This is a genomic window from Streptomyces sp. NBC_01176, assembly GCF_045039825.1.
Classification (GTDB): Bacteria; Actinomycetota; Actinomycetes; order Streptomycetales; family Streptomycetaceae; genus Streptomyces.
In genome coordinates this window covers 9227782-9249516 of record NZ_CP108600.1, presented here as the reverse complement: position 1 = coordinate 9249516, position 21735 = coordinate 9227782, and the positions used below count along the sequence as shown (strand labels likewise).

Annotated in this window: 12 protein-coding genes; 4 read left to right on the top strand and 8 right to left on the bottom strand. The window is 70.3% G+C overall.

The window, feature by feature from the left end:
- Positions 1-122: 122 nt before the first annotated feature.
- From OG199_RS40240 to OG199_RS40230, 3 genes are all read right to left on the bottom strand, one after another.
- The gene (locus tag OG199_RS40240; RefSeq protein ID WP_356800392.1) at positions 123-593 is read right to left on the bottom strand and encodes a flavin reductase family protein; all 471 of its coding nucleotides are present in this window, start codon (positions 591-593) and stop codon (positions 123-125) included.
- Between the two features lie 339 nt (positions 594-932).
- Positions 933-1802: a dioxygenase gene (locus OG199_RS40235; protein ID WP_356800391.1), complete on the bottom strand. Its 870-nt coding sequence runs from the start codon at positions 1800-1802 to the stop codon at positions 933-935.
- A complete protein-coding gene (locus OG199_RS40230; protein WP_405833830.1) occupies positions 1795-2928 on the bottom strand; it encodes a maleylacetate reductase in 1134 nt (377 codons plus the stop codon). Before OG199_RS40230 ends, OG199_RS40235 begins: the two co-directional genes overlap by 8 nt.
- A gap of 917 nt (positions 2929-3845) precedes the next feature.
- Here OG199_RS40230 and OG199_RS40225 point away from each other — a divergent pair.
- The 4 genes from OG199_RS40225 to OG199_RS40210 all read left to right on the top strand — a co-directional run bounded on the left by OG199_RS40225 (position 3846) and on the right by OG199_RS40210 (position 8745).
- Positions 3846-6080 (top strand): SpoIIE family protein phosphatase, encoded by a 2235-nt coding sequence (locus OG199_RS40225; protein WP_401803450.1) that lies wholly within the window; start codon positions 3846-3848, stop codon positions 6078-6080.
- 217 nt (positions 6081-6297) lie between these two features.
- Positions 6298-6918: a TetR/AcrR family transcriptional regulator gene (locus OG199_RS40220; RefSeq protein WP_405833827.1), complete on the top strand. Its 621-nt coding sequence runs from the start codon at positions 6298-6300 to the stop codon at positions 6916-6918.
- The gene (locus OG199_RS40215) at positions 6915-7679 is read left to right on the top strand and encodes an SDR family oxidoreductase (RefSeq protein WP_356800387.1); all 765 of its coding nucleotides are present in this window, start codon (positions 6915-6917) and stop codon (positions 7677-7679) included. Before OG199_RS40220 ends, OG199_RS40215 begins: the two co-directional genes overlap by 4 nt.
- 187 nt (positions 7680-7866) lie before the next feature.
- Positions 7867-8745, top strand: a complete 879-nt coding sequence (locus OG199_RS40210; protein ID WP_401803456.1) for an ABC transporter substrate-binding protein — start codon at positions 7867-7869, stop codon at positions 8743-8745.
- Positions 8746-9032: 287 nt separating this feature from the next.
- Here OG199_RS40210 and OG199_RS40205 read toward each other — a convergent pair whose 3' ends face one another.
- The 5 genes from OG199_RS40205 to OG199_RS40185 form a co-directional block, all read right to left on the bottom strand.
- On the bottom strand, positions 9033-16043 hold the full coding sequence (locus tag OG199_RS40205; protein ID WP_405833825.1) for a glycoside hydrolase domain-containing protein: 7011 nt from the start codon (positions 16041-16043) through the stop codon (positions 9033-9035).
- A gap of 570 nt (positions 16044-16613) precedes the next feature.
- Positions 16614-17312, bottom strand: coding sequence for a hypothetical protein (locus OG199_RS40200; RefSeq protein WP_405833823.1), 699 nt, complete (start codon positions 17310-17312; stop codon positions 16614-16616).
- A 614-nt stretch (positions 17313-17926) separates the two neighbouring features.
- Entirely contained in the window at positions 17927-18820 is an 894-nt protein-coding gene (locus OG199_RS40195; protein ID WP_405833821.1) for an NAD-dependent protein deacetylase, read from the bottom strand.
- 143 nt (positions 18821-18963) lie between these two features.
- Entirely contained in the window at positions 18964-20664 is a 1701-nt protein-coding gene (locus OG199_RS40190) for an alpha-amylase family protein (RefSeq protein ID WP_405833819.1), read from the bottom strand.
- Entirely contained in the window at positions 20655-21659 is a 1005-nt protein-coding gene (locus OG199_RS40185; protein WP_405833817.1) for a TIGR03885 family FMN-dependent LLM class oxidoreductase, read from the bottom strand. The genes OG199_RS40190 and OG199_RS40185 overlap by 10 nt, the downstream gene beginning before the upstream one ends.
- Between the last annotated feature and the right edge of the window lie 76 nt (positions 21660-21735).

Sequence of the window (21735 nt, the reverse complement as noted above, 5' to 3'; positions counted from 1 at the left end):
GTCCATGGCTCGCCTCGCAGGAGCCGGACGTCGGGGGCGGTGGTACCGGCGGGCCGGTCATGGGCCCGGCAGCGGCCCCCTTCGAACCGCTGCCGGCACTAGTGCGCGGCAGGCGGGACGCCTTAACGCGGAGCCCCGAGCGTGCCGAAGCCGCCTGCGAAGTGGAGCAGCGGTCGGCAGTCCACCTTGTGCACCCCATGGCGGACGTTGCCCACGAAGATGGTGTGGTCGCCGCCGGGGAGCGCCTCGGCGACGTCGCACACGACAGCCGCGATGGCGTCCTTCAACACCGGGACGCCGTGGTCGTCGAAGGTCTCGACGCCCGCGAACTTGTCCGCTTTGGAAGCGGCGAAGTTCCGTGCCAGGTGCTCGCTGTCCTCGCCGAGCACATTGACGGCGAAGCGGCCGTGCGCCGCGATCGCGGTCCGCGTGTACAGGTGGTTACCAATGCATACGAGCAGTTGGAGCGGGTCCAGGGAGAGGGCGGACACGGCGCTGGCCGTCATACCGATGGGCGTGCTTCCGGAGCATGTGGTGATCACGCTGACACCCGTGGCGAGCCGGCTCATCGTGGCTCGGAATTCGACTGTCATGTCGAGGGTTTCGGACATCGGAGGACCTCCGTGAAAGTCGGGGAGAGCGTCGGCCTGCTGCACAGGTCGGTGGGTGAACTCGCCACCCCACCGGGTGGGTTGGCGGGCATGTCGGAAGGGCGGAGCAGGAACGTGGGCGACTGCCCCGCGGCGTGCGCGGGATCGTCGCGCGCGGGGTGGACGGATCGCGCTTCGCCGATCTCCGGGCGGAGTCGCGGGCCGGGCCGGCAGGTGCCGGGGCCCGCGGTCCACCGGCTCATCGGCGCAGCCGGTCCGCCAGGCGTCGGAAGCCGGCGGGCGGCGGGCGGCGGGCGGCGGCACTCCGAGCTTGCTCGGTCCTCAGCGCGCGGCGCGGGGTTCGAGGACGAAGGTGTGGCGCAGCAGGGTGTAGGGCACGTCGGTCAGTCCGCGGCACGGGCCCGCGTCGGCCGCGTACGTGTCGTAGGACTCGAGCAGTGACTCCTTGACCCCGAACACCGGATCGGTGTCGAGGTACGGGTCGTCCGTGGGGAACAGCATGCTGGTCACGCGCTGGAATCCCGGAGCGTCGATCAGCAGGTGCACGTGGGCGGGACGCATGGGCGACCTGCTGGTCGCGCGCAGGAGTTCGCCGACCGGGCCGTCGGCGGGGATCGGGTAGCTGGACGGGCGGATGGAACGGAAGCCGAAGTGCCCCCGCTCGTCGGTCCGGAACAGCGCGCGCATGGCCGTGTCGACCTGCCCGGGCACATCCACGTCGTAGTGGCCGTCGGAGTCGCTGTGCCAGACATCCACCGCGGCGCCGGTGACCGGCGCTCCCTCCCGGTTCACGACCCGTCCCTCGAAGAACAGCGGGGTGCCCGGCAGGCCCGCGGAGATGTCGGCGGCGTCGGCGAGCTGCGGCCTGTCTTCCCTGAAGAAGGGGCCCAGGACGCTGTTCTGGGTGGCCTCGGCGGGGCGTCGGTTGCTCAGGGCGTCGACCAGCATGGTGACGCCCAACACGTCGGACAGCAGGATGAATTCCTGGCGCGTCGGTGTGCACATCTGCCCGGTGCGCGTCAGGAAGTCGACTCCCCGGGCCCACTCCTCCTCCGTCGGCTCGACGTCCCGGACGAAGTCGTGGAGGTGCCGTACCAGTGATTCCAGGATCTCCGCGAGACGGCTGTCCTTGGTGTCCCGCATGGTCGCGATGACCGCATCGGTGATGGTGTCGCTGGTCAGATCACGCATGGCGCGCTCCCGTGGTGATGGAGGGTTCGATGACGGAGTCGGGCCGGGGATGTTCGTCGCCCGCTGGAGTCGATGGCCTCTCCCCGGCCCAGGCGCGGGTCAGGAGGGCGCGGACGGCCGTCCGGTCCACCGGGCGCGGATTCCAGTAGCCGTCCCGCACGATGAGTTCGGTCGCCTGCTCGATCCCTGGTTCGGGCATGCCGAGGTCTCGCAGCGCCCTGGGGGCGCCGAGCCTTCCGGCGAAGTCGAAGAGGCCGCTCGCGGCGTCCTCCGCCGGGAGTGTCCGCGTGATGCGTGCCATGGCTTCGGGGGCCATGGGCCCGTTGTAGGCGACCACATGGGGCAGGACGACCGTGTGGGTTTCGGCGTGCGGGAGACCGAAGGCGCCGCCCAGCACATGGCACACCTTGTGGTGCAGGGCCATGCCCACCGGGCCGAGGCATGTGCCCGCAAGCCACGCCCCGTACAGCGCATCCGCCCGTGCCTCACGGTCGTCAGGACGGCGCGCGATGACCGGAAGGGATCGGCTGAGGGAGTCGAGCGCTTCACCGGCCATCAGGAAGGCGACCGGGTCCCGGTCCTGGGCGTAGAGGGCCTCCACCGCGTGCGCCATCGCGTTGACGCCGCTCACCACCGACGTCGCCGCCGGAAGGGTGAGCGTCACGTCGACGTCGTAGACGACCGTCTTCGGCAGCGCTTCCGCCAGCCGCCGCGTCGTCTTCCTGCGACCTTCGGTCTCTCCGACGATCGGCGACATCTCCGAGCCGGCGTAGGTGGTGGGCAGCGCCAGCTGCGGAAGGCCGGTCCGGACGGCGATCGCCTTGCCGAGGCCGATGGTCGATCCACCACCGATGGAAAGGACGCAGTCCGCTTCCACGGATCCGGCGTGAGCGACCGCCTTCCGCGTGACCTCGACAGGGGTGTGCGGGGCCGCTTCGGTGAAGGTTCCCACGGCTGCCGTACCCAGCAGGTCACGCATCTCCGCCGCCTGGTCCACTCGACCAGGTGTGCACAGGATGAGCACCCGACGGCATTCGAGCGCCTCGGCCTCTTCGGGGATACGGCTGCGCGTACCGCTGCCGAAGACCACCTTGGTGATCTGCCCCCGATGCACGAACGTCTTCATGTGAATTTCCTCGGTCCCGACGGTCCCGTCTTCATGGGGAAAGCGTCGGCAGTCGCATGATGCGCGTCAACGGAATCCGTGAGTGATAGCGGGAATCGGTGGGGGAATACCTTGTTCGCGCAACGTTCACCGGCCGGGCGGCCCGGGGATCACGGGCGATATCACTCATCTGCGGGATGCCGGCGGAGGCGAGGGCGCTGGACCTCGGGCGGGTGTGCCGGTCAGGTGAGATGCGACGGAGACGGACATGTACACGACGGATCCGATCCGCCGCTCCCGCGATGTCCGCGGGGCCCTCGGAAACTATTACAGATCCCGACCGAATTCCTGACATTGCGCGGAGACAGCGTCCGATGGCTCGACCTGGGCGGGGGCGGACGAGAAAGAATGGGGAATGCAGGGTTCGCCACGGCCTCGGAGCCGGTGTCGGACGTGCCGGAGGGTGCGTCGTCGGCGATGGACGGGTTCGGGGTGAACGGTGTGCCGAGCGGCGTGATCCAGCTGCTGCACGAGCAGCGGGTGTTGGGGCCGGCGACCGTCGCCGACCCGTGCGGGCGATGGAGTCGGGTCGGGCCTCGCTGCGCTGCCTGCCGGGGAGTTGGAGGCGGGGCTCACCCCGAGGGCACGCCCGCCGACTGGCGGCGGCACGCACGCCTCGTGAACTCCTCGCCCGTACACACCTGTTGGACCCATCGCGGATCTATGCCGCATGCCCTTGCAACGGCATGCGCAGGGGGCGTCAGCCGGATCGCGGGTGAGCAGGGGAAAGCCACGCCGAAGCCGGGACCGCCCCCCCCTGGTGCGGGGCGGGGCGGGGCGGAGCCGGTGAAAGGGATCACGAGCCCGGCGGCGGCCTCCCGGGCCACGCGGCCGCGTCTCCCGCGCGGGGCCGGCCGGTGCGGACGTAGGGTTCTGGTATGTGCGCCATACGGGAGGACGGCGCCGCGCACCCCTACGGGTCCCGCCCCCCTTCGCTCACCGAGTCGGAGCGCCGGTCGGAGCTGGACCGGCTGCTGGAACTCGCCATGCGCGACACGGGCGTGCACGCGGGAGCGGTCTTCCTGCTGACCTCCGACCGGCGGGCGCTGCGCCTGGAGGCGATCGCGGGCATCCCGGCGGAGTACCTCGCCCCCTGGTTCGGGATGGCGCTGTCCAGTCCCGTACCGGCGGCCGACGCGGTGCGCGAACGGAGGTTGGTCTGGCTCGGCGACCCCCAGGAGATCGCCCGTCGGTACCCGCGCGCGGCGATCGCCCTGCCGTACCACCATGCGGTGGCTGCGGCGCCGATCCTCACCGGGACCACGGCCTGGGGCGCGCTGCTGCTGTTCTGGCCCGGGTCGGACACCGACGGGCCCGCCGGTCCGAGCCACGAACGGGTCCGTGCCACCCGTCCGAGCCCCGAACGGGTCCGTGCCACCGGTCCGAGCCCCGAACGGGTACGGGCCGCCGCTCGGAGCCTGGGGCGGTTCCTGCGTGACGCCGCCGACACGGGCCACGCCGTCCTTCCCGGACCGGCGCCACGCACTCTGCCGCCGCCGCCCGCCCGCAGACGGGGGCCGGGCGAGGCGCTGGCCGCGGTGGACTTCGTCGAACGGCTGCCGGAGGGCAGCTGCTCCCTCGACCTCGAGGGCAGGTTCACCTATGTCAGCGCCACCGCCGCCGCCCTGCTCGGCAGCAGCGTCCCCGATCTGATCGGCAGGCGCCCCTGGCAGTCGTTGGCCTGGTGCGCCGACCCGGTCTTCGAGGACCACTACCGCGCCGCCGTGATCAGCCGGGAGCCCGGCTACTACACCGCCATGGCCCCACCGGACCGGTGGCTCGCGTTCGAGCTCTATCCCGACGGATCCGGGGTGAGCGTCCGCATCTCGCCGGCGGATCCGGACGGGGCCTCGCAGGGTGCGCCCGCCAGGACGGAGACGCCCCAGGGCGAGCCGATCCGGCTGGGCGAGGTCTACCGGGTACTGCACCTGGCCGCCGCCCTCTCCGAAGCCGTGGGCGTGTGCGACGTGGTCGATCTGATCACCGAAGAGATGCTGCCGGCCTTCGGGGCCCGGACCGTGGCCCTGCTCGCGGCCGAGGACGGCCGCATGCGGGTCATCGGCTGCCGCGGATACCAGACCCGGCTCCTCAAACAGTTCGACGGAGTGCCGCTGACCTTCCCGGCGCCCGCCGTCCGGGTCCTCGCCACCGGCGTGCCCAGTTTCTTCCCGACCTTCGAGGAGCTGTCCCGCGCCTACCCGGCCTTCCTCCCCCAGGACGGTCTGCACGCCTGGGCCTTCCTGCCGCTGATCGCCTCCGGGCGCCCGGTGGGTTCGTGCGTGTTCGCCTTCGACAGTCCCCGCTCGTTCCCCGCCCGGCAGCGGGTCGTGTTCACCGCACTCGCCGGTCTGATCGCGCAGGCGCTGGAAAGGGCCCGCCTGTACGACACCAGCATGGAGCTCGCGCAGACCCTGCAGGCGGCCCTGCTTCCCGACTCCCTGCCCGACCTGCCCGGACTGGACGCGGCCGCCCGCTATCTGCCCAGCGTCCGCGGCATGGACATAGGCGGCGACTTCTACGACCTGGTCCGGGTGGACGACACCACCGCGGCCGCGGTCATCGGTGACGTCCAGGGCCACAACGCCACGGCCGCCGCACTCGTGGGCCGCGTCCGCCCCGCCATCCGTTCCCAGGCCCTCGCCGGGGCCACCCCGGCCCATGCCCTCACGCAGGCCAACCGCCTGCTGGTCGACATGGACCCGGGCCGGTTCGTCAGCTGCCTGTACGCCCATCTCGACCTCGCACGCCACCGGGCCGTCCTGGCCACCGCCGGGCATCCCCCGCCGGTGGTGCGGCACCCGGACGGACACGCCGAGGTCCTCGACCTGCCGCCCGGACTGCTGCTCGGCATCGACCCCGACGCGGACTTTCCCTCCACCGAGATCCCGCTGCCGCCCGGCACCGTCCTCGCGCTGTACACCGACGGACTCGTCGAGACCGCCGGAGTCGACCTGGACGACGCCATGAGCGGGCTCGCCGCTCAACTCGCCCAGGCCGCACGGCCCCAGCCCATGGACCGACTCGCCACGGCCCTGATCGACCAGGCGCGACAGACCGCCACCCGGACGGACGACATCGCCCTGCTGCTCATCGGGCTCGCCACCGCCGCATAGGACTCCCGCGGGTCCGGCAGGCCCGCCGGCGATGTACGGAGGCCGGCACGTGCGGAGGGCACGCATCCCCGCCGCCCGCGTCCTTCTCCTCCGCCGTGGCCACGCGGGGCCGCAGATCCGGCATGCCTTGACACCGCAAGAACATGAAGCCAGCATGGAAACTATGGAAACTGAATCAGTTTCGCAATTCTCCAACGAACGTGGACAGCGTGCTGATGTGATCGTGGACGCGGCCGGCCGGCTGTTCCTCGCAGCGGGTTTCGCCGGGGTGAGCATGGACGATCTCGCCCGCGAACTGGGAATGAGCAAGAAGACGATCTACCGTCACTTCCCGGACAAACGCAGCCTGCTGACCGCGGTGCTGGACCGGCAGTTCGCGGCGGTGGAGGCCACGCTGGTGGCGGCTGCCGAGGAGGCGCGAGGCCAGCCGTTCGGTGTGCGGGTACAGCGCTTCCTGATCGCGGCGGGCAGTGAGCTCGGACGCATCGGCGCGGCCCAACTCGCCTCAGGACGAGGCGATGTGATGCTCCGTCAGTACGTGGAGCAGCGTGTGGACGCGGTGGTCTACGGGCGACTCGACGAACTGTTCCGGGAAGGGCACCGGCAAGGACTGCTGCCCGCGCCGCCCGAGTTGCTCAGCGAGATCACCCGCGGCGCGGTGGAGCGGCTGCTCGGCTCGGAGTTGCCGCGTGAACTCGACTGGACCGCGGCCGATCTGCTGCGGGCGACGGTCGACACCGTGCTCCACGGGGCGATACGCCCGGCACACCCCGACGACGAACGACGCGAGGCGGTCATTCCGACGGTCCGCGATGACGAGCAGGAGGTGAGCTCATGACCGGGGCGACCGGCAGGGTGGCATTGGTGACAGGAGCCGGCAGCGGAATCGGCGCGGCCACCGCGAGCCTTCTGGCCGCGCGAGGGATGCGCGTGGTGGTCAACTACCTCCGCAACACCGCGGCGGCCGAGGAGGTCGTGGCCGGTATCGAGGCCGCAGGCGGCCAGGCCATGGCCGTGCGGGCCGACGTGCGCGAGGCGGCGGCGATCGAGAGCATGGTCGAGCAGGTCCGGGCGGCATGGGGCGGCGTCGACGTGCTCGTGCACAACGCGCTGATCCCGTATGCGGTCAAGTCGTTCCAGGAGATGACGTGGGACGAACTGGGTGACAAGCTCGACGGGGAGATGCGGGCGGCGTTCGCGGTCACGAAAGCGGTCCTGCCCGCCATGGCCGAACAGAGCTGGGGACGCATCGTCTACATCAGTACCGGCCTCAGTCGTCGGCCGCGCGAGAACATGATCGCCCTGGGCACGGCCAAGGCCGCCCTGGAGCAGTTCGCCCGGTACCTCGCCCAGGAACTGGGCCCGCAGGGCATCACGGTCAACATCGTCGCGGCAGGCCCGGTGGAGGACACCCGCATGGCCCGTATGACCGATGTGTTCGACGACGCGCACAAGCAGCGGCAGATCGCGGCCACTCCCCTGGGCCGCCTGGCCCACCCGGACGACGTCGCCCAGGCGATCGCCTTCTACGCCACCGAGGACAACTCCTTCATGACCGGCACCACGGCCGCGGTCAACGGCGGGATGGCCATGTACTGACGGCCGGCCGTCCTGCGCGCACGGGACCATACCGTCCCCGTCCTTCGCGCACGAGGCCGTACGTCCGGATCCGTCATCCGGCCGCACCGCTTCCAGCACACCGTCACTCCAGCGCCATGGGCCACAGGGCCCTCCGCCTGCGGCACGCGCGGGCACAGGGCGGCTACACGATCAAGGAAAGGCGTTCATGCACACGATCGATCTCGCCTACGTCGGGCGGGGCCTGCACGAGGAACTGGCCGCCTACATCGCCGACCAGCAGGACTTCTACGCCGACGAGGGCGTCCACGTCGCACTGCGCGACGGCTGCACCTGGGACGACGAGCGGCTGCGCCGCGGCGCCACCATCGGGCTCGGCCGGGCCCTGCTGTCCCGCCTGACCGACGGCACCCCCTGGGTCGCGCTCAACGTCAACACCACCCGCCCGCTGTTCTGGTTCCTCGCCCGCCCCGGCCTGACCTCCCTGGCCGACCTGGCCGGCCGCAGACTGGCGGTCCACGCCCCGCACACCGCGCCCGGCTGCTTCACCCGGATCGTGCTGCGCCGGGCCGGTCTCGACCCGGACCGCGACATCCACACGGTCGTCCGGTCACCCGGGGACTACGGCATGGACCTGCGCCTGCTGCACGAGGGAAAGATCGACGCCGCCCTGGTCGGCAGCACCATGGCACCGGAGGCCGTGGCCGCCGAACACGGCTGGAACGTACTGGCGTGGGTCGGCGACCACTTCCGGATCCCCACCGTGGGCCTGGCCGTCGACCCCACCTACACGGACCCGGACGACCCCGCGGTCCAAGCCGTCCTACGGGCCCATCGGCGCGCCCTGCAAGTGATCCAGAAGGATCCCGACACCACGGTCCGGCACATGCAGACGTTCCTCGGCGGACACTCCGCGGACGAAGTCCGGGCCCACTACGACACGTTCATCGCCCCGCATTTCACCACCGACGGGCAGGCCGACCTCACCGTCGGCGACGCCGCGATCACCGCGGTCGCGGCCGAACTCGGCGTCCCCGCCTCCGTCACCGCGGCCGAGTTCTACCGCACGGCGGCCACCACACCCTAGAGGTTGTCCAGGTGGGAGCGGGCTCGGCCGGCACCGGATCCGGGGCCACACGGGCATCCCGAACCAGCGGATGCCGACATCGGCCCCTCCTCCTGTTCCCAGCCCGCGACCGACGACCGAACCCTCCGGGACCGGCGATCCGGGCGTGAACGGTGGTGTGGTCGACGACAACGGCCCCTCCGGACGAACCTCTGTGGTTCATCCGGAGGGGCCGGCCGCTGACGGCTGTGGCTCCCAAGGCCCGGCAGGAATCCGCCGAGGCCCGCGACTCACGGCTCGTCAGGCGGTCACGTCGTGCCCTTCGCCCCACGGATGTCCATGGGCCGCGCCCACTCCGCTGCCGGCGACCAGAGTCCGGTGCCGCCGATCAAGCCTGACCCGATGCCTCCCTGGTCCGACAGTCGGGAGAGGGACCACAGGCTCGGCCCTCCGGCGTCGCGGTACCCGCCGGTGCCACCGGCCGCGACCGGCCGGTCGTCACGGTCCGTGGGCTGGAACCCGACCGTGTAGGTCCGGGTGAACGAACCGTTGGCCGAGGTCACCTTGATGGTGCGGGTGGTGAACCGGTGGTCGGTCGACGAGAGGACCGTACTGCCGTCGGTGACCTTCACCCGTGCGCCGGACTGGGCCGGTACGGCGGAGACGGCCGGGATCCTCTTGCCCTTCGGCCAGTCGACGACGTACGTCGACCCGTTCGGATCGAACCCGTCGACCGCGACACCTCCGACGGTGATCGCCTTGGCGTCGGCGACACTGGCCTTGGTGGCGTCCGAGAAGTTCTTCACCGTGACCGAGCCGTCGGCGTTGACGACCACGTGCGCCGCCATCGCCGCCGCCAGGTTGATCCGCTCCCAGCTCGCGCCGCCGTCCGCGGTGAGGTCGAGCGGGTAGCCGGAGTCCGTCGCGGTCTGCTCCAGGATCTGCGTGCGCTGCTCGGTGGTGAGGTCCGGGAAGGCCGTGATGAGCAGGGCTGCCGCGTCGGACGGCGTCCTGAGAGCCTGCCCGGCCTTGCCCACCTGGGAGAACCCGTAGGTCAGGCGCCGCGTGTACAGGTCGACGTGCTGCGACGTGCTCAGCCCGCCGTAGGAGTCGCCCCCGCAGGCCGCGAGCGTGTCGCCGTACCCCTCCTTCTCGCACTGCGCGAGCAGCACGTTCTCCATCTCGGTGTGCGCCTGCATCAGCAGCTTCTCGAAGTCGGGGTCCGCCCACCGGTGCGCGACGGTGGCCTGTCCTGTGATGCGGCCGCCCATGACGTCGATCGGGTAGTGGAACCCGAGGACGATGCGGTTGTTCCCGTACTCCGAGGTGCGCGCGAGGATCGACGGTGCCAGCTCCGGCAGGAGCGTGGCGAGGACGGTCCCGGCCTCGTAGCCGCCGTAGGTGTGACCGCTCGGGTACGAGCCGCTGGTGGTGAGGCTGCCGTAGGAGCCGTCCTGCGACTCGTAGATGTCGCCGCCGTCACCGACGAACCCGAGCCGCACGTACGGGCGCAGGTAGCCGTAGTGGTTCTTCGCCGCGTCGACCTCGTCGAGGCCCTTCGTGACGCGGGAGAACAGGGCGCTGGTCTTCGGCAGTTGGCCGCCGTTCAGGGCGTCGGTGTAGATCCGGCCGAGCCGCGACCCGAGGCCGTCCGCCATCGTGACCGTGGCGCTGTTCGTCGCGTCGACCTCGGCCCGGTCCACCTCCTTCTGCGTCGCGGCGTTGTTGATGCTCACGGCGATCTTGTCGTTCTGAGCGGTGAGCGGGGTGCCGTTGGGCACCTTGGTGTTGGCTCCGAGGATGTCGGAGTGGAGGTCGTGGACACCGTCGAGCAGGTCCTCGAAGTAGTCGGTCCCGTCGCCGGTGCCGGGCCACTTGTCCGACGCGTAGGTCGCGTTCAGCGTGTCGTCCGGGAAGGGCGACGGCACGTACGTCGGATCGGAGGCGTCCGCCGCGGCGGACGCCGAGGTGGTCGCGGAGGAGTCGTCCGAGGTTCCGGCCAGGGTGACCGCGGTCACGGTGGCCGTGTGCGCCTTCGCCCTGCTCGCGGTCGTGAGCAGCGTCGTGCCCGTGGTGGCGGGAACGTGCGCGGTGGTTCCGTCGTCGAGGGCCACGGTGTAGCCGATGATCGGGAACCCGCCGTCGCCGGCCGCCCGCCAGGTCACGCGGACCTGCTTGCCGTCGGTGATCACTCCCGTCACGCCCGGCGTCTGCGGCTTGCCGCCGCCGGTCACCACGGGTGCTGTGGCGGCGCTCGGGTGCGAGGCGCCGAACGTGTTCACCGCCTGGACGCGCGCCGTGTACGACCTTCCGGCCCGCAGCCAGGTGAACGTCGTGCTCCGGCTGTTCTGATCGTCGATCTCGACCTGGTGGCCGTCGCTGAGGGTGACCTTGTAACCGGTGACCGGTGAGCCGCCGGTGTCCTTGGGGGCGGACCAGGCGACGGTCACGCTCGTGCCGGACGAGGTCGCCGACACGGCGTCAGGAGCGGCCGGCGCCGTCCTGGGCTTCGTGGTGAGCGCGGACTGCGCATGGCGAAGGGCGTCGTAGCGGGAGGTGAGGGACGCGTCCGACGACGTGTCGCTCGCGAGCGCGGTCCTCGCCGCCGCGAGTGCGTCGGTGAACGCCTTCCACGACGCGTCCGTGTAGCGGGTGTTGTCGAGGGCCGAGGCGGTCGCGACCAGGTCCTCCAGCCTCAGTCTCGGGAGCGGGATCAGCTGGCCCGCGGCGAGGGTGAGACTGCGGGTCTGGGTGTCGACCTCGAGCTGGGTCGCGCCGTCGGCGTCGACGAGGGTGCGTGCGGAGGCGAGTTCACGCCGGTACACACCGAAGTCGATCGTGTCGTAGCGTGCCGCGTCGGCGGAGAGCCCCTCGTACTGCTCGATCGCCTTCCGCAGGGCGGACTTGTCGGTGACGGCCGGCGTGTCGACGTGGGTGAAGGTGATCCGGCCCAGGTTCGCCACGTACGGGTGCGAGGAGTCCGGGTTCGTCGTCAGCCGCAGGTGGACGGTGTGCGTGCCGGTGATCGCCTTGGGCAGCGTCAGGCTCGTCGTGCCTCCGGACGACCACGCGGCTCCGGTGACCGGGAGCGGCACCGTCGCGTACGGCGTGCCGGGGTTGGCCGCGTCGAAGGAGTCCAGGTAGAGCTGGGCGGCGGAACCGGTGCCACAGCGAGCGGAGTTGTTGACGTAGGTGATCGTGACGGTGCTCTTGGACGAGCTGCCGAAGTCGATGTCCCCGTAGTCGAGCCAGGCTCCGTTGTAGGTGCCGCCGAGGTCGGTGGCGGAACCCGCGCCGGTCCAGCCGACCGGCTCGCTCTTGAGCCCGCCGCCGCTGTTCGAGCGGAACGCGGTGGCGTCGAAGCCGACGGGGGCGTCGGTGTCCTGCGTCAGGGTCAGCGAGTACACGTTGCCCACGTAGGGCTGGGACGCGGACTGCGTGCTGGAGACGAAGTCGGCGTACACGTCCTGGACGCCGGTGAAGACGCTCGGGTCGAGGTGCACGCTCGTGGTGGCGATGGTTCCCCAGCCCGATCCGCTGTAGTCGAGGGGGATGTCCACGGTCTTCGGGCCGTCCGTCGAACCGAGGTGCAGTTCGATGTGCGAGTCCGAGGCGGCCCGCGACTGGGGCTTGTCATAGCGGACGGTGACGGTGTCGGCGCCGTCGCGGAGGTTCGTGTCCTTCCATTCGGCCCACGCGCCGTTCGTCACGTTCTCGAAGATGCCGTTCGAGACGTTGAGCGGGGCCGAGCCGCCGCCGGTCGTGGTGCTGTTCACCGCGGTCAGCGTGGCGAGCGTGGTCGAGGGGGACGAGGACACCTCGTACGGCGAGAACTGGTACCGGTCGAAGTTCGACACCCACTGCTGGCCGGACGGGGCGTGGAACACGAACGTCGCGCTCTTCGCGCCCAGCAGGGCGTCCGGGTCGGTGACGGCCGCCTGCACCGTGTTGTAGTACTGCCAGCCGCCGGTTCCGGGAAGCGGGACGGTGGCGACGACCGGGCCGTCCGCGGCGCCGGCGTGGATGTCGACACTGCTCGGCTTCGCGTTCGTCGCCTGCGAGTTGGCGTAGCGGACCGAGATGCTCCGCGGGGCGACCCCGCCGAAGTCCAGCTTGGCGTACCGCTCCCACGCACCCTCGGTGACGCCGCCGAGGTCGCCGTCCGAGTAGTACGCCTCCTTCACGAGGCTGGGACCCTCCATCTGGTCGGGGGCCTCGGCCTGCAGGACGGCGTAGCCGCCCTCGTCGATGGTGAGCGCGTCGACGGCGGTCTGCAGCGCGTCCTGCGCGGCCATGATCGTGCCCGTCGCCGAGGTGGCGTCCGCGAGGACGGTCCGCGCGCGTTCGAGCGCCGACCGGAACAGACTCCAGGAGCCTTCGGAGTAGTTGCCGGTGCGCACCAGGGACGCCTGGTCGACGAGTGCGCCGAGGGCCTTGCGATGCACCGCCGCGGCCGAGATGACGAGCGGGTCGGTCGCGGATATCCCGGTGCCGCTCACGGTCGAGGCCCGCACGCCGTGGGCGAAGGCCGCGTCACGGAACGTGATGCCGAAGCGTGCGTCGACCTTCGTGGTGCCGGTGAGCGACAGCGTCGCCGTGCGCGAGCCGCTGACGCGGAGGTCCGCCGTGACACCGCCCGGCAGGCCGGTCACGCTCGCCGCCCCCGTCTTGGTGAGGCTGGTTCCCTTGCGGGCGGCGAAGGACGCCGGTCCGGACAGGGTGAGCTTCACACTGTCGTCGACGGTGCCGTCCGCGGTGGTGTTCACGGTGCCCGGCTGGGCGGAGACGACGGTGTCGCCCTTGCCCGTTCCCGGGCCGCCGTCACCCCCGCTGCCCTTGTCGGTGTTCAGCGAGTACGCGGGCTTCGTGTGGGCGCCCCACTGGGAGGGCTTGGAACCCATGGTGAAGTCCAGGGTGCCGCCGGAGATGATCTGCGAGTAGTCGAGCCATGTGTTGTCGAAACGCTTGCCGTCGAGGGTCGCGCTCTGCACGTAGTAGTTGCTCGGCGAGACGCCGTCGGCCTTCACCGTGAACCGGGAGCCGTTGGCGTAGCTGATCGTCGTGGAGTCGAAGAACGGGCTGCCGATCTGGAACTGGCTGGAGCCGGCGGTCACCGGGAACAGGCCCAGGGCGGCACCGACGAACATGGTCGACATGGTGCCGGCGTCGTTGTCCATGGTCGGCAGGAAGCCGTTCGGCGACAGCTTGTAGACCTGGGTCTTCACCGGCGGGGTGAACTGGCCGCCCGAGCTGGGGGCTTCGTTGGTGGAGCCCGTCGCGATGTAGCGGTTCCAGGTCGTGCCGGTGTAGATGGCGCGCACCCACTTCTGCGTCAGGCTCGGCTCACCGACGTAGTTGAAGAGGTACGGGGCCTGAAGGTCGATCTCGTTCGCGTTGGAGTGCAGCATGGTCGAGCCGTCGTCGACGCTGGAGTCCTCGCCGAACATGTGCTTGACCGCGGCCTCGCCGGCCTTGTCTCCGCCCATGGCCTTGATGAGGCCGCCCATGTCGTAGGCGTCGTACCAGTGGTACTGCCAGAGGGTGCCCTGGTAGAGGCCGGCCGCCTCGAACTTCTCGTAGTCCGCGCTCTGCCAGTCGCCGCCGGACGCGCGCGGGGTGAGCAGACCGACCTTGGTGCCGTCGGAGGCGGTCCAGGCGTCGGACTTCACGAGGTTGTCGATCGCCATGGTCGACTGGGTACGCAGCTTCTTCGCGTCCGCGTCCTTGCCGAGCGCGTCGGCGATGATGGACAGCGCCCACTGGTCGTAGCCGCGCTGGACGGTCGTACCGGGATCCCCGGTGACGTAGCCCTGTCGCAGCTGCGCCCCCGTGTAGTACCCGGAGTACGACAGCAGCGCCGGGTAGGCCTCGTCGAGCCGGTCGAAGTTCTTGAAGCCCTTCGACAGCGCGTCGGCGACCAGCACGGCCGAACGCTCCCAGCGCACGGTCGGAACCGAGTGGGTGAGGCTGCTGAGGCTCTTGCCCGAGGCGCGCGCGTCGGCGAAGAGTTCGATGAGCGACTGCACCATGTCCCGGTAGGTCGCCGGGTCGATGTACGCCTCGACGGAGTACTTGCGGAAGTCGTCCCAGGTGGACCAACCATCGTAGTACGTGAAGCCGTTCGTCTTGTGCACCGCTCCGTCGACACCGCGGTACGTTCCGCTGGTGCTGGTGGCGTTCACCGGCAGCGCGTACATGCGGTACAGGTGCGTGTAGAACTCCTTGGTCAGCGTCGACCCGGGGTCGGACTTCGCGGAGGCGCGCACGTCGACGGCCCCGAGCGCGTGGTTCCAGTCCGCCTTCGCCTGTGCGCGCGCCTGGTCGAAGGTGAGGTGGCCCACCTCGTTGCGCTGGTCGGTCGCGGCCTGTTCGGCGCTGATCGGCGACAGCGTGACGCGCAGTTCGATGTCCTGACCTGCGGACTTGTCGAACCCGAGGACGGCGCCGGTGTCGGCGCCGTCCTGCGAGTTCGCGTCGCTCAGCTTGCCGTCGCTGCCCCAGCTCTTCAGGGAGGTCACGGGTACGTTCGTGGTGGCGTCGTAATACAGCTGGTACGAGGCGCCGTTGAACGACCCCGCGATGAGCCCCGTGATCGAGGTGGTCCCGTCCGGGAGCGTCGTCGCCTTCATGGTCGAGCGGGTGCGGCTCGTGTAGTTGTTCGCCAGGTCGAGGACCAGCTCGGGATCCGACCCGGAGGGGAAGCTGTACCGTTCGAGCGCCGTGCGCGTCGTCGCGGTCATCTCGGCCTTGATGCTGCCGGAGTCCTGCGTCACCGACCCCGCGGTGCCGGAGACGGACCCGAGCCCCACCTGGTAGTAGCCGGGCGTCGCGGTCTCGTCGTCGTGGCTGTACGTGTGTGCGTACGTGCTCGGGGCGGGGCGCTTGTCGTACCGCACGGACGTCGGGACGACCAGCAGGTCGCCGCCGCCTCCCGAGCCGCCGACGCCGTCGAGGTTCGTCGCGGTGAACCCGGCGATCTGGTCCTCGTTGTAGTCGTACCCGGTGTGATTGCGGTTCGGCGTGGTCATCGGGTTGACCTTGGCCAGGCTGTGGGGCGCCTGGGCGCCGGGCAGGTCGTTGCCGTCGTCGCCGGCGGTCGACACGAAGGGGTCGACGAGTTTCGTGTAGTCCGTGCCGCCGGAACTCCCCGCGGACGGGGTCGCGGCGGGCAGTGCCGCGGCCGCGCCGCCACCCGCCAGCGCGGCGACGCCGAGCGCCCCGGTGAGCAGCGCGGCGACCGCCGCGCGCAGTGGCCGGCGATGCCGGCCGGGTCTCGGAAGGACGGTGCGGGGCAAGGGTGGTTGGGATCTGATGGGCACGTAACCTCTCCAGCGTCGTCATACGCACGCACGGCTCGGGCCCACTCGAAGACAACGTTGTCAGCCCGGGACACCGGGCGCGCAACCCAGGGTGAGACGGAAGTGGACACATAGGATCGCACCCTCACACCGGATTGCGCCCCACCGCGTTCACGACCGTCCGCCATGACACACGGAGAAGGCGTACAGCGGGCGAACAATATTCGTACAGCATGCGCGTACCGGACGCCGTGCTGACGACGCGCAGGGGGCGCGGCCACAGAACGGCAAGGATGAAGCACCGTCAGCGGGCGCTTCTCCTGCGCGTCGTACGTCCGGGTACCTCGGCACAGGACAGGTCCGGCGTCGGGAACCGGCCGACCTGGTGGGACTGCACACGGCCGCAGGATCGACCGGCAACTCGGCCCGCACTCCGGCTTCCTCCGACAGTCCCCGGTCAGGGTAGGGATCACTCCGCCCAGCAGCGCTTCGCCAGAGTGAGCCGAGGAACGAGACCACTGCACTCGACATCAGGTCTCTGACAGGAGGAGCGAGCGCCGCCGGCGTCCAGAGAACTGACGGCCATCTTGGTCAGTTGGGGTGCTGAGCAACTGTCCGGAGGAATTCGAGGAGGAAGGGGTCGTCGAGACGTGCGTCGGTGACGCGGTCGCGTACATCACTGAGAAGCCAGCCCAGCAGCTCGGCGGTGGCACGGTACTCACCGTAGAAGCCCATGCGCAGGTCGGTGATCTCGAACTCGAACATCACGTCGTCGACCAGGTCCGCCAGGTGCGTGTCGGCGGCCGGGGTACGAGTCGTGGTCCATCCGTCCAGCCAAGGACGGAGGCTGTTGGTGGCGACGGCGATGAAGCTGAGGGCTTCCCTGACGGGCACGGGGCTGGGGTAAGTGTGCAGGGTGCACTGCCACCAGGCGGACCAGACGTCGCGAAGAGCCTCGCTCAGAGATGCGTCCCAGGTGGTCCAGCACGCCTGAACCAGGCGCGAGGCGATGAGTTCCTCGTCGACGTGAAGCCGACCGGTGACGAGGGGGCGGACGATGCGCGGGACGAGACGACGATAGAGACGCGGGAAGTCGTCCCAATGATCGGGTACTTTAGCGGCGACCGAGAACACCAGATCCTCGGGTATGAGGTGCAGTGGCCCGGAGAGCTCGGCGAGGTCCTGCTCGCCGTAGCAGTACGTGCACCCCGTGACGAGAAAGGGCTCTTCTGAGGCGAAAGCCCGGTCCAGGGCGTCGAGAACTGTCATGAGCTGCTCGGAACAAGACATGACGACCTGTCGAGGGACTCCGTCCGGGCCACCGGCGAAGAGCGCAGGCTATCAGGCCACGCCCTCTCGCACGTCGAGGTCCTGATGGTCCGAGCCGAGCACCCGAGCGGCCGGTTCAGTGCTCAGCCTCAGACAGTTGACCGGGGCGACGGCATGGAGGGAGCGCTGGACCTGACGGCCGGCCACCAACCATGCACGGCAGGTGATTTGATGGGCGCGTGAAAGAGGCGCGGTCCTCAGGTGCGGGATTGCTCACCTTCAGCACACGGGGTCACTGTCCAGGATGTCCTCGACAGCCAGCGCGCCTTCGGTGGTTGCGTTCAGCCACTGTGCCAAGTTGATGCCCTGGGGCCAGCGTCGGCCATCATGCGTGCACCACATCGGGCCGGCGGAGTCCCGGCCTCTGCCTCCCCGACCGCCTCCGGTGTCGCCGGCGCAGACAGACCGGCCGGTCCAGCGCCAGCGCGGACAGCCTCGGCGATCGCTCCAATCGTCACGTCGGCAGCCTCGCAGGCCCGGCCGTGGCCGGTAGCTCCGGGGCGTTGAAACGGTGTGCCGGTCAGACGCTAGGGTGGCGAATCCGGCGTACCACGCACTGCGCACACCGGCAGCGTCTAAGAGACAGGCCCCAGAGGGATGTCCAGTCGGCCGGCCACGGTCGTGAGGGCTGTTCCCAGGGGGACCGCGACCCGGGTGAGGGCGTGCTGGTCGCCCCGGGTCGGGTCCCGGTTGACGATCAGCACCGGCTTCCCGGCCTGAGCCGCCTCGCGGACGAATCGGAACCCGGACATCACCGTCAGCGACGAGCCCAGTACCAGAAGTGAAGTCGCCTCGCGGACGAGCTGGCGACAGTGCTCGACCCGCGTTGGCGGAACGGTCTCACCGAAGAACACCACGTCCGGCTTGAGGATGCCGCCGCACACCGTGCAGGGCACCACCTGGAAGTCTCCGACCTGTGCGTCGGCGAGGTCGGCGTCACCGTCCGGGTTGATCGCGGCGGCCACCGGCTCGAAGCCCGGATTGGCGCTCTCCAGCCGCAGGGCGAGTTCACGGCGCGAGCTCGAGTCGCGGCAGGAGAGGCAGACCACCCGGTCCAGGCTTCCGTGGAGCTCCACGACGCCGTCGCTGCCGGCGAACTGGTGCAGTCCGTCGACGTTCTGTGTGATCACTCCCGTGAGCAGGCCGTGCCTCCCGAACGCGGCGACGGCTCGGTGCCCGTCGTTGGGGCGGGCACGGCCGAAGGTCCGCCAACCGAGGTGACTGCGTGCCCAGTACCGCCGCCGCGCCTGGGCACTGGCGGTGAAGTCCTGGTAGGTCATCGGGGTGTGCCGACTCAGGCTGCCGTTCTCGCCCCGGTAGTCGGGGATGCCCGACTCCGTGGAGATGCCGGCCCCGCTGAGCACCAGCACACCCCCCGTGGACAGCATGTCCGTGATCGGCTCCAGATCCGTGGTGCCGGGTGGCAGGTCCTCCGTAGGGGTCCAGCTCAGAGTGGGGCGCATGCGCATGCTGCAAGGGTACGGGTCCGAGGAAACGGTGCACGGGCCGGCACGATCGTCTCCCCCGTTGGGGCTCCTCGCGGGTGCCGGCCCGTCATTGCGTGCCGCCGGGTCCTAGATCACTCCGCAGGCTTCTCCCGGCGGGCACCGTGTCAGTCGGACGCGACCCTGTCGGGGTCGTCGGCCGGGGTACCGACCCGCAGCCACCGGTACCCGTAGGCGGGCAGTTCGACGCGGAGCAGGCCGTCGTCGGGCACCGTGAGCCCGGCATGTCCTTCGTCGAGCAGATCCGTCAGCCTTCCGCCGGGTCCGGCCTCGGGCAGTCGCAGCCGTGCGGTGACCGGCCGGTCCGCGAAGTTGTGGACGGCCAGGATCTTCCCGTCGGCGGTGCAGCCGATGTGTGCCAGCACGGCACGCTCCCCCGCCTCGACCACGCGGTACTCGCCCCAGGCCAGCTCCGGAGCCTCTCGGTAGCGCTCGACGAACAACCGGACGCGGCTCAGCAGCGAGCCGGGGTCGCGGCTCTGCTCGTACACGTTGACCTTCTGGGGTGCGAACGCACCGTCCACCAGCGGGTTGGGGAAGGTTTCCGGTTCGGCGGTGGAGAAGCCGGCCCCCGCCTCCGGCGTCCACTGCATGGGGGTGCGTACGGCCTGACGGCCCTCGGCGGCCAGGTTCTCTCCCATGCCGATCTCCTCACCGTAGAAGAGGACGGGGGTGCCGGGCAGGGTGAAGAGGAGGCTGTAGGCGAGTTCGACGCGGCGTCGGTCTCCGTCGACCATGGGGGGCAGCCTGCGGCGCAGCCCTCGGTCGTACAGCTGCATGTCCTTGTCCGGGCCGAAGGCCGCGAAGACCTCGGCGCGTTCGTCGTCGCTCAGTTTGTCGAGGGTGAGCTCGTCGTGGTTGCGTACGAACGTCGCCCAGTGGGCGTCGCGCGGGGCGGCCGGTCGGTCCCTCAGCGCGGCGGCCAGCGGCCCCGCGTCCTCGCGCGCCATCGACAGGTACATCTGCTGCATGCCGATGAAGTCGAAGCACATGGTGAGTTCGTCGCCGCGGTCCGAGTCGGGGTCTCCGAAGAACCGGGCGAGGCCGTCGTAGGGCAGGTTGACCTCGCCGAGCAGCATCGACTCGCCGTTGCGGCGGCCGAGGAAGGCACGCAGGTCGGCAAGGTACTCGTGCGGGTCCGGCAGTGCGCCGGCGTCGTCCTGCCCGGCCGTCTCCAGCAGGAAGGGCACGGCGTCGACCCGGAAACCGGACAGCCCGAGCTGCGTCCAGAAGCCCATGACGCGGGCTATCTCGTCCCGTACTTCGGGGTTGGCGACGTTGAGGTCGGGCTGCTGCTTGTAGAAGCGGTGCAGGTAGTACTGGCCACTGCCCTCGTCGTACTCCCACAGACTGTCCTCCGCGTCGGGGAAGACCACTCCCTCGGGGCCGTCCTCGGGGGGTTCGTCCTGCCAGACGTACCAGTCGCGGTGGGCGGAGTCCCGGCCGGAGCGGGCGTCCTGGAACCACGGGTGGTCCTCGGAGGTGTGGTTGACGACGAGGTCGGCGATCACGCGGATGCCGCGGTCCTTGGCGGTGCGGACGAACTCGGTGAAGTCGCCGAGGGTGCCCAGGCGGGGGTCGACGCCGTAGAAGTCCGTGATGTCGTATCCGTCGTCGCGTTCGCGTGTCGGGTAGAAGGGCATCAGCCACAGACAGGTCACGCCGAGGCGCACCAGATGGTCGATGCGCTGCGTGAGGCCCGCGAAGTCGCCGATCCCGTCGCCGTTGCCGTCCTGGTACGTCTCGACGTCCAGGCAGTACACCACCGCGTTCTTCCACCACAGGTCGGACGTGCGGGTCAGACGCATCGGTACTCCTTGGCCGTGGCGGGAAGCGGGCGGGTGACGTCGAGGCGGGGCAGTACCTCGGCCCCGAACGCCTCGATGAACGGGCCCTGTTCACGGCCCACGTGGTGCAGCATCACCGCGTCGAAGCCGAGCGCCGCGTACTCCTGGAGCCAGGCGGTGTGCCGGCCGAGGTCGGACGAGACGTTGACCGTCCCGGCCACGTGCTCGGGAGTGACGTGTTCGCTGACGAGGTCGAACAGTTCCGCGGTGTCCAGGTCCCAACTGGCCGGGGGCGAGTGCACGTTGGTGCGCCACTGGTCGTGCGCCAGCGCCAGGGCCTCGTTCTCGTCGGGTGCCCAGCTCAGGTGCACCTGAAGATGCAGGGGGCCCTGGCCGCCCGCGTCCCGGTACGCGTCGGCGATCTCGCGCAGCCGTTCGCGCGGGGCGTTGACCGTGATGAGGCCGTCCGCCCACTCGGCACACCAGGCGGCCGTGGCCGTACTGCACGCGGCTCCGATGAGTGGCGGCACGGCGGTCGGCAGCGTCCACAGCCTGGCCCGGTCCACGGTCACCAGTCCGTCGTGGCTGACCTCCTCCCCTTGCAGCAGCGCACGGATGACGTCGACGCACTCCCGCAGCCGCGCGTTGCGCAGGTCCTTGCGGGGCCAACGGGCCCCGGTGATGTGCTCGTTGGAGGCCTCGCCGCTGCCGAGCGCGACCCAGAACCTGCCGGGGTACATGGACGCGAGGCTGGCGACCGCCTGGGCGATGATCGCGGGATGGTAGCGCTGGCCCGGTGCGTTCACCACGCCGAACGGCATCTGGTCCGTGGCCTGGAGCGCGGCGCCGAGCCACGACCAGGCGAATCCGGACTCCCCCTGGCGGACGCTCCACGGGGAGAAGTGGTCCGAGCACATGGCGGCGGCGAATCCCGCGCGTTCCGCCTGCACCACGGCGTCGAGCAGATCGGCGGGCGGGATCTGCTCGTGCGAGGCATGTAATCCGTAGACAGTCATGCCGGGGCGGGTACCCTCCCGGCCGCTCCTCAGCGGAGACCTTGCCGGAAAAATCCCGAAACCCGTTGCACTCCGG